The sequence below is a fragment of the Roseomonas gilardii genome, assembly GCF_001941945.1.
GTDB lineage: Bacteria > Pseudomonadota > Alphaproteobacteria > Acetobacterales > Acetobacteraceae > Roseomonas.
Window position 1 is genome coordinate 838167 of record NZ_CP015583.1, and the last position, 15622, is coordinate 853788.

Sequence of the window (15622 nt, forward strand, 5' to 3'; positions counted from 1 at the left end):
CGGAGCCTGAAAGGCGGGGCAGCCTCCAGCATGGCCGGTGCCGTATGCATCCGGCCAGTCCGTGGACGGTGCCTCCGCCCTGCCGTGTCTGCTCAACGCCTCCGGGCGCGGTGCCCTGCGGCGGTCCTGTCGGCCCTGGTGAAAATTCGACCCCGACCGCATCGCCGCCCGGCGCGCCGCGTTCAGCAAAGCACGACATGCCCTTCCCTTCCGACCTTCCCGCCCCCCTTCTCCTGGCCCTGGCCGAACGCGGCTATGCCGAGCCGACGCCGGTGCAGGCCGCCGTCCTTGCCGCCGACACGGCGGGCCGCGACCTGCTGGTCTCCGCCCAGACGGGCTCCGGCAAGACCGTGGCCTATGGCCTGGCCATGGCCAGCAACCTGCTCGGCACCGCCGAGCGCCTTCCCCCCGCCGGCACGCCGCTCGCTCTGGTGATCGCCCCGACGCGCGAGCTGGCGCTGCAGGTCAAGACCGAGCTGGCCTGGCTCTATGGCAGCGCCGGCGGCCGGGTCGTCTCCTGCGTCGGCGGCATGGACCCGGTGGCGGAGCGGCGCGAGCTGTCGCGCGGCGCCCATGTGGTGGTCGGCACGCCGGGGCGTCTGCGCGACCACCTGGACCGCGGCAACCTGCGCCCCGACACGCTGCAGGTCGTGGTGATGGACGAGGCGGACGAGATGCTCGACCTCGGCTTCCGCGAGGAGTTGGAGGCCATCCTCGACACCCTGCCGGACCCCCACCGGACCCTGCTCTTCTCGGCCACCGTGCCGCCCGAGATCGCCACGCTGGCGCGTTCCTACCAGAAGGACGCGCAGCGCATCGAGGTGAAGAGCGACGGCGCCGGGCATGGCGACATCGAGCATCGCGCCATCACCATCGCCCCGCATGAGATCGAGCGCGCGGTGGTGAACATCCTGCGCTTCGAGGACCCGCGCCTCGCCATGGTGTTCTGCGCCACCCGCGCCATGGTGGCGCGGCTGCATGGCAACCTGACCGAGCGCGGCTTCTCCACCGTGGCGCTGTCCGGGGAGCTGTCGCAGTCGGAGCGCACGCGGGCACTGCAGTCGCTGCGCGACGGGCGGGCCCGGGTCTGCGTCGCCACCGACGTGGCGGCACGCGGCATCGACCTGCCCGACCTGGGGCTGGTGATCCATGCCGAGCTGCCGCGCGACCCCGAGACCCTGACCCACCGTTCCGGTCGCACCGGCCGGGCCGGGCGGAAGGGCATCAGCGTGCTGCTGGTGCCCTATAACCGCCGCCGCACCGGAGAGCGTCTGCTGACGGCCGCCCGGGTGCAGGCCCAGTGGGGGCCGCCGCCTTCCGCCGAGACGATCCGCGCCAAGGACAATGAGCGCCTGGCCGTCCAGGCCAACGAGCTGGTGGCCGAGGAGGCGGCGGACGACGATCTGGCGCTGGCCCGCAGCATGCTGGAGAAGAATTCGCCGGAAGCGGTCGCCGCCGCCCTGATCCGCACCCTTCGCGGTCCCCTGCCGGCGCCGGAGGAACTGTCGGACACGAACGACCGTACCCCGCGCGAGCGGCCGGAGCGCCAGGGCGGGCCGGAGGGCGTCTGGTTCCGGGCGAGCGTCGGGCGCAACGAGAATGCCGACCCCCGCTGGCTGCTGCCCTTCCTGTGCCGGCGCGGCCATGTGACGCGCGGCGAGATCGGCCGCATCCGCATCCTGGGCCGCGAGACGCAGTTCGAGGTGGCCGCCGCCGCCGCCAGCCGCTTCGCCGCCGCCGCGCGCCGGGCGGAGGGCGAGGATGCCCATATCCAGGTCGAGCCGCTGGGGCATGGCAGCCCGGTGCGCCCGCCGTCCTTCAGCGGGCCGCGCGAGGGCCAGGGCCGGGATCGCCCGCGTGGCGGTCCCGGGGGTGGGCACGGACGTCCCCAGTCCTTCCGCCATGCCGGGCCGCCGCGGCATTCGCGGGGCTGAATTGCCGCTCCGGTAGGGGCCTTCCTTCGGACGGCTGGTGACCGGCGCAGTGGGAGAGGCGCTGCCTCTCCCACACCCTCTCCGCCGGGGACCGGAGCCGGTCCCCGGACCCCGGGCTGGAGTTGGCTCCCATGGCAGCCGTCAGCTTGCGGCCTGATCCCGGGGAAGCAGGGACGCGCAAGGTCCGGCAGGCCAGCAGGGCATTCCTTTATGTTCCTGAAAAGGAACGTTCTTTCCTGTATGCCAGGGAGGAAACCCGGCCTTTGGCGCTGCGTTGGGCGGCCGTCATGCATATGTACCCGATCCGTCTTGCCCTGGTGGCCAGCATCCTTGGCACGCCGCTTCCCACCCGGGCGATACCCGGTTCCACCCAGGGGGGAACGACCCGGGAGGAGGCCGCCATGCCCGTGGGCGGCGAGGCGTCCCTGCAACGGAGCAGCGAGGCCGCGCCCTCTCCTGTGGCGAGACCCTGAGGACACATCTGTGTGGTGCGCGCGGGAGAGGCGCGTGCAGTTGCGTTGCCTATGGCTTGCGCAGCGCCCCCCGGTGGTCTAGCGCATCCCTTCCTGAAGCAGTCTTGGGGCCAGAATGTCGTCGGCGGTGGATCGCAGCAGTGTGGGCCGGGACCATCCGCGCGCAGCGTTGGATGCTTCGTCGGTCAGGGATGCCTATCGGCGCTGGGCAGGTGTCTATGACGCGCTTTTCGGCGGAGTCTCGGCTTTCGGGCGCAAGCGCGCGGTGGCGGCGGTCAACCGCCTGCCTGGCGCACGGGTGCTGGAGGTCGGCGTCGGGACCGGGCTGGCCCTGCCACTCTACCGGCGCGACCTGCGCGTGACCGGCATCGACCTGTCGCGGGAAATGCTGGAGAAGGCCGCCGAGCGCGTGACCAACGAGCGCCTGCCCAATGTGGACGGGCTGCTGGAGATGGACGCGGAGGCGATGGCCTTCCAGGACGGTGCCTTCGACATGGCGGTGGCCATGTTCACCGCCTCCGTGGTGCCGAATGCGCGGCAGCTTTATGCGGAGATGAGCCGCGTCGTCCGCCCCGGCGGCCGCCTGCTCTTCGTGAACCATTTCGCGGCCGAGGCCGGGCCCCGCTGGTGGGTCGAGCGGGCCATGGCCCCGCTGTCGCGCGTCCTCGGCTGGCATCCGGATTTCGAGCTTTCCGCCCTGCTGGACCGTGAGACCGCGGAGATCGAGGCAATCGAGCCCTGTCCGCCCGCGGGGCTCTTCACGCTGGTCCAGCTCCGCAACGGCGACACGGTACGGCGCGCCCTGGCGGCCTGATCCCCTCCGCCCCGGGATCAGCCCTGCTTCACGGAACAGGCCCCTCCGGCATCGTCGGAGGGGCCTGTTCCGTTCCTGGGGGTTGTGATGCCGCTCGGGCCGGGGATTCCCGCATGGGCCGAACGAGGGCTAAGCTCGTGTCAGGTAGGGGCGGCCGGCCGCCCGGGCGAGGAGGCCGCATGCGCGCCAGCATCCGTGGAACCGAGATCTATTTCGACGTGGAAGGCATGGGACTGGTGCCCGATGGCAACACGATGCGCGAGCGCCCCGTCGCGATGGTGATCCATGGCGGCCCGGGCGGGGACCATAGCGGCTTCAAGCCCGGCTACACGCCGCTCTCGGAGCGGATGCAGCTCGTCTATTTCGACCATCGCGGCCAGGGGCGTTCCAGCAAGAAGGACCCGGAGAGCTGGAACCTCGACGAGAATGTCGAGGACATGGAGGCGCTGCGGCGGCATCTCGGCCTGGGGCCGGTCGTGTCCATCGGCACCAGCTATGGCGGCATGGTCGCCCAGGCGCATGCGGCGCGCTATCCGGAGGCGGTGTCGCATCTGGTGCTGGTGGTCACCGCCTCCCATGGCGGTTTCGTCCCCCGGGCGCAGCGGATCATCGAGGAGACCGGCACGCCGGAGCAGCGCCGCGTCTGCGATATGCTCTGGGACGGCGCCTTCCGTACGGTGGAGGAGGTCCGGCACTACTACGAGGTGATGGGGCCGCGCTATTCGCGCCGCTACGATCCCGCCGCCGGGGCCGCCGGCCGGATGCGGACGTTGCACGAGCCCGAGGCGTTGAACCGGGCCTTCCGGCCGGGCGGCTTCCTGCGCAGCTTCGACCTGCGGCCCGAGCTCGCCCGCATCACCGCCCCCACGCTGATCCTGGCCGGGCGGCACGACTGGATCTGCGCGCCGGAATTCTCGGAGGAGATCCACCGGCTGATCCCCGGCTCCGACCTGCGGATCTTCGAGAACAGCAGCCATTCGATCCGCGCCGACGAGCCCGAGGCGCTGGTGGATGCCATCCGCGGCTTCGTGGTCCACAACCGCGGCCGCCGCGCCGGCTGACCGGCGAGGCATCCGGCCCCTGGAGGGGCGTGATCTCCCGCCGGGACCGGGTTTGCAGGCCTCACGGCGGGGAGGGGCGGGTCAGCGGCCGCTGAAGAAGCGCCTCATCCGGCTCCACCATCCGGTCGTCCGGTCGATGGCGGTGGAGGGGCCGTTCTGGGTGATATGGGGGCGGCGCGCGGGGGGCGGCAGGGCGGAGGCCAGGGTGTGACGCCCGCCATCCTCGGCGGCGATCAGCCGCGTTTCCAGGGCCAGGACCTCGTCCGTGGTCTCGGTGGCTGCTGCGATGGCGAGGCGGCAGGCATGGGCGGCGTCCTGCCAGGCGCCGGCCCGGCGCAGGGCGTCCACCACGCGCACCGCCTGCTCCGGCGCCAAAGGCGGGCCGCTGCGCCAGAGCGCCACCGCCTCCAGCCGCCAGGCGCGGGAGAGTTCGGGCAGACCCTCATCATCCGCCACCCAGGCGGCCTGCAGTGTTGCCTCGGCGGCGGCGTGCAGGGCGCCGCTTTCCTCCAGCACATGCGCCCAGCCCAGGAAGCGGCGGGCGAGGGGGGGATGCGCCGTCTCGTTCACCAGCGCGCGGAAGGGGGCGGCGGCGACGGCCTGGGCCACGGCCGGATGGGCCCGCGTGATGTCGGGCGCCGCATAGCCGCAATGGGGGCATTGCTGCAGCCAGAAGCGCATGGTGGAGCGCAGCGGTTCCCCGGGGCGCAGATCCAGGTCCGGGGCCTGTTCCGGTGGCGGTGCCGCGGCGCGGGGCTGGCGGCTTTCCGTGCCGCAGACCGCGCAGCGCACCGTGCCGGGCTTGCCGCCGGAGCGTCCCGCGCCGGGCTGGAAGGGGCCGTCCTTTCCCATGCGACCGGGCCCCGGGCGCCCGGGGCCCGTGGGGCCAGGGGCGGGGCGCTGCGGGTCGCCGCCCGGATCGTTGTCCGGGTTGCCGCCTCGGGGGTCGCGGGTGGGGAATGAACTCGCCATGACGGACCAAGTTAGGCGCAGGAGGCGCGTGGGCGAAGGGGGCAGATGGCGGGAGCGCACCATCTTGTGCATGATGGCCTCCCCTGATGTTTCCGGTGACCGAAGGCGCGATGCCCCGCGGCGATCTTTTCCCCGATATCTCCCCCTACGAGACCGGCCTGCTGCCGCTCTCCCCCTCGGGCGCCGCGGCGGACGGGGTCAACCACGTGATGTACTGGGAGCAGGTGGGCAATCCCCGGGGCCAGCCGGTGCTGTTCCTGCATGGCGGGCCGGGGGCGGGGGCAGGGGCGGTGCACCGGCGCTTCTTCGACCCCGGGCACTGGCGCGTGGTGATCTTCGACCAGCGCGGCGCCGGGCGGTCCCGCCCGCTGGGGGAACTGCGCGAGAACACCACGCCGCATCTGGTGCGCGACATCGAGACGCTGCGGCGCTTCCTGGGCATCGAGCGCTGGCTGCTGTTCGGCGGGTCCTGGGGTTCGACCCTGGCGCTCGCCTATGCCCAGGCGCATCCGGACCGGGTGCTGGGCTGCGTGCTGCGCGGGGTCTTCCTGGGCCGGAGGGAGGAGGTGGACTGGTTCCTCTACGGGCTGCGCCGGATCTTCCCGGATGCCTGGGCAGCCTTTGCCGAGCATGTCCCGCCCGAGGAGCGGGACGACCTGCTGTCCGCCTATCTGCGCCGGCTGACCGATCCGGACCCGGTGGTGCATCTGTCCGCCGCGCGGTCCTGGAGCAATTTCGAGGGAATGTGCAGCACGCTGCTGCCCTCGCCGGAGCTGGTCGCGAGCTTCGCGCAGGACCGTTCCGCCCTGGGCCTGGCGCGGATCGAGGCGCATTACTTCGCCCATGACCTGTTCCTGCCGCCCGAGGGCCTGCTGGGGCGGATGGACCGCATCGCCTCGATCCCGGCCGAGATCGTGCAGGGGCGCTATGACATGGTCTGCCCGCCCGCCACGGCCTTCGCCCTGACCGAGGCCTGGCCCCGCGCGCGCCTGACCCTGGTGCCGGATGCCGGGCATTCCGCGCTGGAGCCGGGGGTGCGGACGGCCCTGGTCTCGGCGGTGGAGCGTTTCCGCCGGCGTTCCTGAGCAGGGGTGTGCCCCCTGCGGTGCAGGCAGGCGGTTCCCGGCGGGTGCCGGCCGTGCTAAGCGGCCTGTGCGTCTCCGTAGCTCAGCAGGATAGAGCACCAGATTCCTAATCTGGGGGCCGTGGGTTCGAATCCCGCCGGGGACATAACCCCTTTCGCTAACATATTGAAAAACAGCGCTTTTGTGCGGGTGTCGGATGCGGGTTTGCCAAGCGGCGACCTGGCTCCTCGTCCACACTCCGGCTTCCTCCTGCATGAGCGTGCATCCGGCGCTTTCCGGACCAGCGGCTTTCGCGGTGGATGTCCCGCCCATTCGCTGGTGGGCCGGTTCCAGGGCTTTGAAATGTGTCTGCCCCAAGGCGTTCCGCCATCCGGCGATCTGCCTGGAGGCTGGGCATTTAGTTTCGATTTCAAATCAAGAAACTACTGAGACCAAAAATCAACCTATTGGTGTTCGTATCGGCCATCAAAGGAGAAATGGCGTTTCATAAAGCAATATTGTATCATTTTTTATATGTTCTGCCTCGAAATTTTGGTTGTGTCGCTGGAATGGTTCCGCTAGAAAACTCTTGTGACTGTGGCGGCGTGGAAAGCAGACACGCTAGGGGGCCGAAACCCTGAATGACGCTGCCCCCATGGTTCGGCATGGGGACATAAGACGGCGGATGAACCGTTCCTCCGTCAGCCGGTGTAGCGGCCGGCCCACAGTCTCTACCCGCCAGCAATGGCGGGCCGACGGATCGCCCGATGGCCAGGGGTCGAACCCGGTGCCATCGGGCGATCTCCGTTTCCGGGCGGCAGGAAACGGGGCGTGGGTTTGTCAGGTGGGGGCAGGCCCTCTATCTGCTCCGCAGGTCAGATTCTCCCCCGGATAGACATGCCCCATCCCGACCCGCGGTCCCTTCCGTCGGGCCCAGCGCCCTCGACCGTTTCCCCGGCCGCGCCACAGGGAGGCGGGGTCAGCGTCCTCACCCTGGCGAAAGGGCGCCGGACCCATCTGCGGAACCTGCTGGAAGGCCTGGCGCGCGGCACCCGCCTGCCGGAGGAATGCATCCTCGTGGACATGGACGCGGCGCCGGCGCCCTTGCCGCCCTTTCCCTTTCCCCTGCGCCATCTCCACCATCCGTCCCGGGGGCTGCCTCTGGCCGAGGCCAGGAACCGCGCCGCGCGGGCGGCGAGCCAGCCCGTGCTGGTGTTCCTCGACGTGGACTGCATTCCGGCCGCCGGGCTGGTGGAGGCCCTGGCCCGCGACGCCCTGGCGCATGACGCGCTGATCTGCTGCGAGATCCGCTATTTGCCCACGGATGCGACTCCTGGCGATACCGGGTGGGAGGAGCGCAGTCTCCTCGTCCGTGGCCTCCGCCACACGGTCCGGCATTTCCCCGAGGGCGGCATCCGGCCCGAGCCTAATATCGGCCTGTTCTGGTCGCTCTGCTTCGCGGTACGGCGCGACACCTTCCTGCGGCTCGGCGGCTTCGACGAGGCCTATGCGGGCTATGGGGCGGAGGACACGGATTTCGCCTTCCGGGCGCGGGAGGCCGGGGTGGGGCTTCTCTTCACCGCCTCGACCCTGGCCTTCCACCAGCACCACACGGTCTATGATCCGCCGTTGCAGCATTTCGGCGATATCCTGCGCAACGCGTCGCTCTTCCGGGTGCGCCACGGCTTCTGGCCGATGGACGGGTGGCTGGCCGATTTCGCGCGGCTCGGCCTGATCGAGCCACCCGGCGAAGGGCCGTTGCGCGTCCTGCGCCATCCGACGGAGGAGGAGATCGCCCGGGCCGCCTGCGGTCCCGATCGGGCCTACTGAGGCGCCGGTCATCTCCGCTGCGCGAGGAAGGGGAGCCGGAGGCGGCCTGTCCTGGCCGTTCCGCTTCGCGTCGGGTCGCTGGGGGAGGGCTCCGCCTCGCCCGGCGAGGGTCACAGGAGGCCGGAAGCCTCAGTCCGAGGCCTTCTTCAGATCCTTGAGGCCCACGGAACCCTTCTGGCTGGAGAAGGTCAGGGCATCCTCGCCGCCCTGGCTCTGCGACACGCCGTGGATCTCGTGATCCCCGCTGTCGTAGAGGGTGACATCGCCGTCCTTCTCCACGGCCAGGCGGTGCGCCTTGGGAAAGAAGGCGTAGCGCAGGCCGTTCTGCCCGCCGCTGGAGGAAGGCTGGCCGAGCTTCTCCGGCCACCATGGCTTCGTGGCCTCCATGGGCTTCATGGGTTCCATCGGTTTCATGGGCTTCATCGGTTCCATGCGGTCCTGTCCTTCCAGGGTGGCGGCGGTCATTCCGCCTGAGAACCCGCGGGGTCCCGGTCGGTTTCGGCGGAATGGTTGCGGAAGCTCGCATTGCCGAGGCCGGTGCCGATGGTAAGCACCCCCCAGCATGCGACGCCGCGCATCGCCGGGGCGTCGCTCATCCCTTGTGCCACCGCGTCGTTGTGCATCAGGAAGCGGGCCTCGCCGCCGCCGATCCGGGGCACCAGCTTCGCCAGGGCGGCGGGCAGGCTGAAGCCGCGATCCTCCTCCCAGTCGCCGCCAGGCAGGTTCTGGCCGCCGCGCTCGATATGCCCTTCCTCGTCGATCAGGCCGGGGCAGCTGATCCCCACCACCGGGACGAGGCGCAGCCCGGCATGGATCGCCGCATGGGAAAGGTCGTGCAGCATGGTCGCGAGGCCGCGCACGGCGTCGTCGCGGTCCGGCTTGTCCTCGGCATGCTTCCACAGGCGGGAGGCCCAGACCTGGTCCCGGGCCGGGTCACGGGGCGCGCATCCGGCCAGGCGCACCACCCCCGCGCGCAGGTTCGTCCCGCCGATATCCACCGCCAGGAAGGCGTCGCGCCCTTCCAGGGCCTCAGCGGGCAGCATGTGGCGCCAGCCGAGCAGCCCGGCCTCGTCCGGATCATGCTGGATCGGGTGCAGGGAGACCTCGTGCCCCGCCTCCAGCAGCCGCACCGCTGCCCGGCCGATGGCGAGGCGCCCCAGCAGGCCGGCGCTGAAGCCACCACCGATCACCAGGGCTTCCACGCCCTTCCAGTCCGGCAGGGCGAGGAAGCGGCCGATGACCTCCGCGAGCTCGGCCGAGAAATCCTCGATGGCGGCGAGCAGGATGCCCATCTCCAGCGGGCTGCCTCCTTCCAGGGCCTGTTCCAGCCGCTCCTTGCCCAGCTCGGCGAGGCTCTGGCCGGGCCAGGGGTCCGCCGCGCGATGGCGCCAGTCCTCCAGCCGCTCCAGGAAGGCGTCGCGACGGGCACGGTCGCCGACGAAGCCGTCGCCCTCCTTCAGCTCGGCGTTGTAGTCCCTGACGGAAACCCCCGGCAGCTCGCGTGCGCCGTGGCGGAGGGCGGGGGCGGGCGGGCCGTCCGGGGCGTCGTCACCCGTCCCGGAGGGGGCGCTGGGAGTGGCATGGAACATCGTTCATCCGGCGGAGGTGTTCCCCGTAACGCCCCTGACCGCACGGCTGTTGCCGTGACCGCCGCGCGCGGCCATGCCCCTTGTTGCGGGATGGCCGCAATGACACGGGGAGAACGCATGGCCGGGGCCGGGCGCAGGGAACCATCCAGGGTCCGTATCGTTGATGCGATCGGGCCGCGATATTCCTGGCCTTCCGCGACGCCGCGGCAGATCGGGGCATGTCCGGCCAGCGGCGCGACGGCCCTGTTTCCTGCCCAGGCACGCGGTGCCCGAGGCGGAGAGGGTGCCATATGAAGATTGCGATCATTTCGCATCTGAAGTTTCCGATCGCCGAACCGTTCTCAGGGGGGCTGGAGATGCACACGCATCTGCTGGCCCGGCATCTGCAACGCCGTGGACACGAAGTGACGCTGCTGGCCGCGGAAGGCTCCGACGCCAGGCTGGGGCTGGAGGCGGTCTGCCCGCCCACCGGCGTGCCGGGCCCCAGTCCGGTGGAGGTCGAGCAGGTGGCGTTGGCCGAGCACACCGCCTATCGCCGCATCGTGGAACGCCTGCAGGGCGGCGGCTTCGACATCATCCACAACAACTCGCTGCACTACCTGCCGCTGACCATGTCGGGCCGTTTCGGCGCGCCGGTGGTCACCAGCCTGCATACGCCGCCCTTTCTGGAACTGGAGAACGGGGTTCTGGACCGGGAGGACCGGGACATGCCCTTCATCGCGGTCTCCGAGGCCGTGCGGAAGATGTGGGAATCCGTGCTGCCCGGCGCCTCGGTGATCGGCAACGGCATAGACCTGGATCTCTTCACCCCCGTCATGACCCCGGCCGAGCCGCCGCACGCCATCTGGTTCGGCCGGCTGGTACCGGAGAAGGGGCCGCACCTCGCCATCCGGGCGGCGCGGCTGGCGGGCATGCCACTGCGCTTTGCCGGCCCCATCAGCGACCTCGACTACTGGCGGGATTGCATCCAGCCGCTGCTGGGGGAGGGAGTGACCTATCTCGGCCATCTGGACCACAGGCGGCTGGCGCATGCCGTGGGCCAGGCGGCGGTGGCGCTCTGCACCCCGCGCTGGGAGGAGCCTTATGGCCTCGTGGTCGCCGAGGCGCTGGCCTGCGGCACGCCCGTGGCGGGTTTCGCGCGCGGGGCCCTGCCGGACATCACCGACCCGCGTTCCGGCCGCCTGGCCCCGGCCGACGACGTGGAAGCGCTGGCCCGCATCATCCCCGAGGCTGGCCGCCTGTCCCGCACCGATTGCCGCCACCGCGCGGAGGCCTTCTGCGACGCGCGGGTGATGGTGGACCGCTATGAGGCCCTGTACCGTGACACCATCCTGCGCCACCGGCGGGCGGCCATGGCGGGACGCTCCGCCGCGACAGGCAGGCGGATGAGGGCCGTGGATCGCCGCGACGGCTCGCCCGACGAAGGCATCGCGAGCAGCCAGGCCACGTGATCCGGATCCCCGACACGCTTTCCCTCGACCGCTGCGTCGTCTGCGTTCCCGCCCGCAACGAGGCGGTGGCGCTGCCCCGGCTGGTGGCCGCGCTGGCGCGGCAGGACCTGTGCCGCGACGGTGGCCGGCTGCGGCTGGTGGTGGCCGCCAACAACTGCACGGACGGGACGGTGCCGGTGCTGCGGGGGCTGGCGACGCGCCATCCGGCGCTGCGCCTGCATGTGCTGGAGCTTTCGCTGCCGCCGGAACAGGCCAATGTCGGCGTGGCGCGGGCCCGCGCCATGGCGGAGGGCACGGCTTGGCTGCGCGAGGAAGGCGTCGCGGACGGTATCCTGCTGGGCACCGATGCCGATGCCCGGCCGCCACCGCACTGGGTGGCGGCCAACCTGGCCGCGCTGGCCTCGGCGGACTGCGTCGGGGGGCGGATCGTCATCGAGGACAGTGAGGAGGACCCGGCGCCCGGCTGGCTGCGGATGATGCGGGACCGGGTGGATGCCTACTGGTCGGCGGTGCGCGACCTGGCGCATGCGGTCGATCCCCTGCCGTACGACCCGCCGCCGCGCCATGGCGACCATACCGGGGCCAGCCTCGCCCTGCCGGTGCGCTGGTACGAGGCGGCCGGCGGGGTGCCGCCCCTGCCGGTGGGGGAGGACAACGCGCTGGTCGCGGCGGTGGAGCGCGCGGGCGGGCGGCTGCGCCACGCGCCGGATGCCTGGGTCGAGGTTTCCGCGCGGCAGGAGGGGCGCGCCAGCGGCGGCATGGCGGGCGAGATGCGCCGCTGGCGCCTGCTGGCCGAGAGCGGCTCGCCGCATCTCCTGCCGGGGGCGGGCTTCTGGCGGCGGGCCTTCGAGCGCCGCCGCATCCTGCGCGAGAGTTTCCACCGGGGCGGCCGGGCGGAGGATGCGGCACGGCTGGACCTGCCGGCGGAGGTGCTGTCGCGCCTGGCGCTGGAAAGCCCCAACGACATCGCCTTCGTGGCGCGGGCCGAGCCGTTGTTGCCGCCGCTGCCGGGCGAGGAGGCGGAGATCCGCGCCGCCACCGAGGCGCTGCGGGTCATGAGCCGGGCTCTCCCTGCGGTGGAGGCGGTTTGAGGCCCATCGGCTACTACGTCCATCACCAGGGGCAGGGGCACTGGCAGCGCGCCAGCGCCCTGGCCCGGCGACTGCGGCATCCTTGCACCCTGATCGGCACGGTGCCGCCGGAGCGGACCGCCGCCGCGCCCTGTCCGGTCCTGGCCCTGCCCGACGATGCGCCGGAGCCCGGCATGGCCGCCGATCCGGGCGGCGTCGCGTTGCTGCACTACGCCCCGCGCGGCCATGCCGGGCTGCGCGCGCGTTCCGCCGCCATCGCCGGCTGGGTCGCGGCGCAGCGGCCGGCGCTGATGGTGGTGGACGTGTCCGTGGAAACGGTGCTGCTGGCCCGGCTCTGCGCCACGCCGGTGCTGTCCTTCCGCCTCGCCGGGCGACGCGACGACCTGCCGCACCGGATGGGCTTCGAGGCGAGCGAGGCGCTGATCGCCCCCTTTCCCGCCGCGCTGGAAGGGCCGGACACGCCGGACTGGGTGCTGGAGAAGAGCTTCCATGCCGGCTTCCTCGCCCCTCCGCCCGAAACCGGCGCGGAGCCGGAGGATGGCTCGGTGCTGGTGGTCTTCGGGCGCGGCGGGGCGGGCGGCTGCCGCCGCGCGCTGGCCGCGGCCGCGCGGGCCGTGCCGGAACGGCGCTGGCGGGTACTGGGGCCGGTCTCCGGTGGGGAGGGGGAGGCGTTGCCGCCGAACCTGGAGATCCTGGGCTGGTCCGACCGGCTCGGGGCGCTGATGGCCCGGGCCTCGCTGGTGGTGGGCGGCGGCGGCGACGGGGTGCTGGCGGAGGTCGCGGCGCTGGGCCGGCGCTTCCTCTGCCTGCCGGAGCCCCGGCCCTTCGATGAGCAGCTGGTAAAGGCGCGGCGCCTCGCCGGACTCGGCGCGGCGGTGGTGCGGGAGGGCTGGCCGGAGGACGGGGCCTGGCCCGGGCTGCTGCGGGAGGCCATGGCGCTGGACCCGTCGCGGCTGGGCGGGCTGTTCGACCCTTCCGCCCTGGATCGCACGGCGGCCTTCATCGACGAGCAGGCGGAGCGGGCGCTGCGCCTCTACGGTTGAGCCGGGGCCGGTTGTTCGGGGACCTGTTGCAGGCGCCCGATCGGCCCCCGCAGCAGCTCCACCTGCCGCACGATGCGGGCCAGGGGTTCCAGGGTGGGGCCCTCCGCGATCAGGGCGGGGCGGGGCGGTGGGGCGAGGCGGAATTCGGCGAGGGCGGTCAGGGAGGCATGGATCCATTCCGCCCAGGCCTGCCAGGTGGCGTCGTCCAGCGCATCGCGCAGGCCGGGGTCGTGGCGCAGGGCGGAAAGGCGGCCGGCGATGCGGCGCAGGGTGGCGTCCACCACCAACCCGGCCTCGATGCGCGCCCGGTCCTGCCCCGGTTCCTGCATGGCGCGCGACAGGGAGGATTCCAGGTTGTTCGTGGACACGCCGGCGGCCCGCCGGCTGGCCTCGGTTCGGGGCTCCGGCTGGTTGCCGGAGAGCACGGCCCGGGCATAGTCCGCATGGGCGGCGAGCGCGGCCTGGACCTCTCGCCGCATGCGGTCGGGCTCCCAGCTCGGCCAGAGCAGCAGCCAGCCCGTCACCGCCAGCAGGCCGCCCGCCACGGTGAAGAGGGCGCGCAGGCCCGCCACCTCCCAGGAGGAATGGGTGGGGTGGAGCAGTTCCGTCAGCACCACGACGATGGTGGTGACCCCCGCCATCCAGGCGGAGAAGCTCACCTGCCGCCCGGCGAAGGCCAGGACGCAGAGCGGGAAGAGCAGGACGGCATGGGTCAGCCCGTCATGCACGCCCGAGGCGAGGGCGGCGCCCAGCAGGCCGCCCAGCACCGTGCCGCCGGCCCGTTCCAGCGCCCGCTGCCAGGTGGTGGCGTAGAAGGGCTGCAGCGTCACCACCACGGTGATGGGCAGCCAGTGGGCGAACTCGTTGCCGGCGAAGGCGAGCGTCACCGCCAGCGCCGGGGCGGCGATGACCGCCGTGCGCAGGGAGTGGCGCAGCACCGCCGAGTTCCAGGTCAGGTTGGCGCGCACGGGCAGCAGCATCTGCTCGCGCCAGGGCAGGGCGGGGGTGGTGCCGGAGGCGCCGCCGGGCTGGTAGCCGCCGGGCGTGCTCAGCTTGGCCGCGACGCGCAGGCGCTCGGCGATGCTGGTGGCGATGCGGTGCAGGGCCGGGTCGGCCTCCGTGGCGCGCAGGGCGGTGGCGAGGGCGCGCTCGATCCGGCCGGGCGGCAGGGCGGTGTCGTCGAGGATCGCCCCGGACAGCACCACCAGGATCGGCCGCAGCACGCGCAGCAGCACGCCCGCCGCCGCCCTGCGCTCCGGGTCGCGGGCGGTCTCGATCAGCTCCGACAGGGCGATCAGCGCGCCGAAGAGCTGTTCGCCGGCCTCCAGCCGCAGCAGGGCCTGGGCGCCGCGCAGCGACAGGCGGCCGCGCATGCCGACGAGGTCCATGACGATGCCGCGGGCGAACTCGATCTCCTCCCGCACCGCGCGGCGATGGGCGCGGGCATGGGCCTCCCAGTCCTCGCCGCTCGCATCCGGGCGACCGGTCAGGTGTCGCAGATCCTCGGTCAGCTCCGCCAGCCGGTGCCAGACCTGCGACACCGCCGCCCGGGCGGGGCGGTAGGGGTGCAGGCGCCAGACCACCATGGTCAGCAGCGTCGCCCAAAGGCCGCCGAGCAGGAACAGGCCGGCGATCTCGCCCGCCGTGGCGAGGTCGAGCGGCTGGTCCAGGGACAGGATCAGCACCACCGAGAGCAGGTTGCCCACCGCCGTCGCCGCCGCGCCCCAGACGCGCACGAAGCTGGTGCAGAGCACGCCGAGGCAGGCCAGCGGGATCACCAGCGGCAGGTCGAGGTTCCGCAACAGGCCGAAGCCGCTCCAGATCAGCGCCCCGGCGATGGTGAAGGAGACCAGCGCCGGGACGCGGGTGCGGATCGGGCCGCCAATGTCGCAGAGGCAGGTAAAGAAGGCGGCCATCGCCATGTAGATCAGCGCGGGCTTTCCCAGCCATTCGCTGAGCAGGATCACCACGGCGCAGGCCAGGGCGGCGCGCACGCCCTCGGCCACCCGGATGGCGCGGATGTCGAAGCCCATCGGCAGGCGCGACAGGTCGGCGCCCGGGTTCCGTTCCGTCGCGCGCCAGGGGGAATGGAGGCGGGAGATGTCGGCGATGCGCATCACCCGCTTTCTGGCGCAGCCCGGAGGCTGGCAAAACCCCCGCCGCACCGTCTTTTCCGCGAAAGGAGAGGGGGCATCGGGGCTGGGGCGGTTCGCTGGCCGGATGGCCCTGGGGGAGAGGCGCTGCCTCTCGCCCCGGACCCCCTCACCGCCGGGGACCGAAGCCGGTCCCCGGACCCCGGG

At 72.3% G+C, this 15622-nt stretch carries 12 protein-coding genes and 1 tRNA gene; 9 read left to right on the forward strand and 4 right to left on the reverse strand.

Features of this window, described 5'->3' with window-relative positions:
* The first annotated feature begins 197 nt into the window (after nucleotides 1–197).
* The 3 genes from RGI145_RS03690 (at nucleotide 198) to RGI145_RS03705 (ending at nucleotide 4282) form a co-directional block, all read left to right on the forward strand.
* Nucleotides 198–1934: a DEAD/DEAH box helicase gene (locus tag RGI145_RS03690; protein ID WP_075797281.1), complete on the forward strand. Its 1737-nt coding sequence runs from the start codon at nucleotides 198–200 to the stop codon at nucleotides 1932–1934.
* Nucleotides 1935–2522: 588 nt separating this feature from the next.
* Nucleotides 2523–3221, forward strand: coding sequence for a class I SAM-dependent methyltransferase (locus tag RGI145_RS03700; RefSeq protein WP_075797283.1), 699 nt, complete (start codon nucleotides 2523–2525; stop codon nucleotides 3219–3221).
* 179 nt (nucleotides 3222–3400) lie between these two features.
* Nucleotides 3401–4282: an alpha/beta fold hydrolase gene (locus RGI145_RS03705; RefSeq protein ID WP_075797284.1), complete on the forward strand. Its 882-nt coding sequence runs from the start codon at nucleotides 3401–3403 to the stop codon at nucleotides 4280–4282.
* 81 nt (nucleotides 4283–4363) lie between these two features.
* Here the strand turns inward: RGI145_RS03705 and RGI145_RS03710 are convergent, their stop codons facing one another.
* Complete coding sequence (locus tag RGI145_RS03710; protein WP_237183195.1) at nucleotides 4364–5134, reverse strand: hypothetical protein; 771 nt, start codon at nucleotides 5132–5134, stop codon at nucleotides 4364–4366.
* Between the two features lie 230 nt (nucleotides 5135–5364).
* On the opposite strand from RGI145_RS03710, the gene pip reads away from it, so the two are divergent.
* The 3 genes from pip to RGI145_RS03725 all read left to right on the forward strand — a co-directional run bounded on the left by pip (nucleotide 5365) and on the right by RGI145_RS03725 (nucleotide 8148).
* A complete protein-coding gene (gene pip, locus RGI145_RS03715; RefSeq protein WP_075799805.1) occupies nucleotides 5365–6339 on the forward strand; it encodes a prolyl aminopeptidase in 975 nt (324 codons plus the stop codon).
* 71 nt (nucleotides 6340–6410) lie between these two features.
* A tRNA-Arg gene (locus tag RGI145_RS03720) sits at nucleotides 6411–6484 on the forward strand.
* Nucleotides 6485–7215: 731 nt separating this feature from the next.
* Nucleotides 7216–8148 (forward strand): glycosyltransferase, encoded by a 933-nt coding sequence (locus RGI145_RS03725; RefSeq protein ID WP_208863923.1) that lies wholly within the window; start codon nucleotides 7216–7218, stop codon nucleotides 8146–8148.
* A 129-nt stretch (nucleotides 8149–8277) separates the two neighbouring features.
* On the opposite strand, the gene RGI145_RS03730 is transcribed toward RGI145_RS03725, so the two are convergent.
* Together RGI145_RS03730 and RGI145_RS03735 are read right to left on the reverse strand one after the other, a co-directional pair.
* The gene (locus tag RGI145_RS03730; RefSeq protein WP_237183196.1) at nucleotides 8278–8544 is read right to left on the reverse strand and encodes a hypothetical protein; all 267 of its coding nucleotides are present in this window, start codon (nucleotides 8542–8544) and stop codon (nucleotides 8278–8280) included.
* 65 nt (nucleotides 8545–8609) lie between these two features.
* Nucleotides 8610–9737 carry an ROK family protein gene (locus RGI145_RS03735; RefSeq protein WP_083670361.1) on the reverse strand — a complete coding sequence of 376 codons (1128 nt, stop codon included), beginning with the start codon at nucleotides 9735–9737 and terminating at the stop codon, nucleotides 8610–8612.
* A 290-nt stretch (nucleotides 9738–10027) separates the two neighbouring features.
* Between RGI145_RS03735 and RGI145_RS03740 the strand changes: the two genes are divergently transcribed.
* Genes RGI145_RS03740 through RGI145_RS03750 form a run of 3 tightly spaced genes read left to right on the forward strand, consistent with a single transcriptional unit; the run spans nucleotide 10028 to nucleotide 13322 of the window.
* The gene (locus RGI145_RS03740; protein ID WP_075797286.1) at nucleotides 10028–11188 is read left to right on the forward strand and encodes a glycosyltransferase family 4 protein; all 1161 of its coding nucleotides are present in this window, start codon (nucleotides 10028–10030) and stop codon (nucleotides 11186–11188) included.
* Nucleotides 11185–12279 (forward strand): glycosyltransferase family 2 protein, encoded by a 1095-nt coding sequence (locus tag RGI145_RS03745; protein ID WP_156878423.1) that lies wholly within the window; start codon nucleotides 11185–11187, stop codon nucleotides 12277–12279. Before RGI145_RS03740 ends, RGI145_RS03745 begins: the two co-directional genes overlap by 4 nt.
* Nucleotides 12276–13322 (forward strand): glycosyltransferase, encoded by a 1047-nt coding sequence (locus tag RGI145_RS03750; RefSeq protein ID WP_075797287.1) that lies wholly within the window; start codon nucleotides 12276–12278, stop codon nucleotides 13320–13322. The genes RGI145_RS03745 and RGI145_RS03750 overlap by 4 nt, the downstream gene beginning before the upstream one ends.
* Here the strand turns inward: RGI145_RS03750 and RGI145_RS03755 are convergent.
* On the reverse strand, nucleotides 13313–15439 hold the full coding sequence (locus RGI145_RS03755) for an FUSC family protein (RefSeq protein WP_083670363.1): 2127 nt from the start codon (nucleotides 15437–15439) through the stop codon (nucleotides 13313–13315). The two genes, RGI145_RS03750 and RGI145_RS03755, sit on opposite strands and share 10 nt — an antisense overlap.
* Between the last annotated feature and the right edge of the window lie 183 nt (nucleotides 15440–15622).

What these genes read in the sequence shown, in the direction of transcription:
- RGI145_RS03690 (WP_075797281.1), top strand. Translation starts at nt 198, where the DNA reads ATGCCCTTCCCTTCCGACCTTCCCGCCCCCCTTCTCCTGGCCCTGGCC.
- RGI145_RS03700 (WP_075797283.1), top strand. Translation starts at nt 2,523, where the DNA reads ATGTCGTCGGCGGTGGATCGCAGCAGTGTGGGCCGGGACCATCCGCGC.
- RGI145_RS03705 (WP_075797284.1), top strand. Translation starts at nt 3,401, where the DNA reads ATGCGCGCCAGCATCCGTGGAACCGAGATCTATTTCGACGTGGAAGGC.
- RGI145_RS03710 (WP_237183195.1), bottom strand. Translation starts at nt 5,134, where the DNA reads ATGGGAAAGGACGGCCCCTTCCAGCCCGGCGCGGGACGCTCCGGCGGC.
- pip (WP_075799805.1), top strand. Translation starts at nt 5,365, where the DNA reads ATGCCCCGCGGCGATCTTTTCCCCGATATCTCCCCCTACGAGACCGGC.
- RGI145_RS03725 (WP_208863923.1), top strand. Translation starts at nt 7,216, where the DNA reads ATGCCCCATCCCGACCCGCGGTCCCTTCCGTCGGGCCCAGCGCCCTCG.
- RGI145_RS03730 (WP_237183196.1), bottom strand. Translation starts at nt 8,544, where the DNA reads ATGAAGCCCATGGAGGCCACGAAGCCATGGTGGCCGGAGAAGCTCGGC.
- RGI145_RS03735 (WP_083670361.1), bottom strand. Translation starts at nt 9,737, where the DNA reads ATGTTCCATGCCACTCCCAGCGCCCCCTCCGGGACGGGTGACGACGCC.
- RGI145_RS03740 (WP_075797286.1), top strand. Translation starts at nt 10,028, where the DNA reads ATGAAGATTGCGATCATTTCGCATCTGAAGTTTCCGATCGCCGAACCG.
- RGI145_RS03755 (WP_083670363.1), bottom strand. Translation starts at nt 15,439, where the DNA reads ATGCGCATCGCCGACATCTCCCGCCTCCATTCCCCCTGGCGCGCGACG.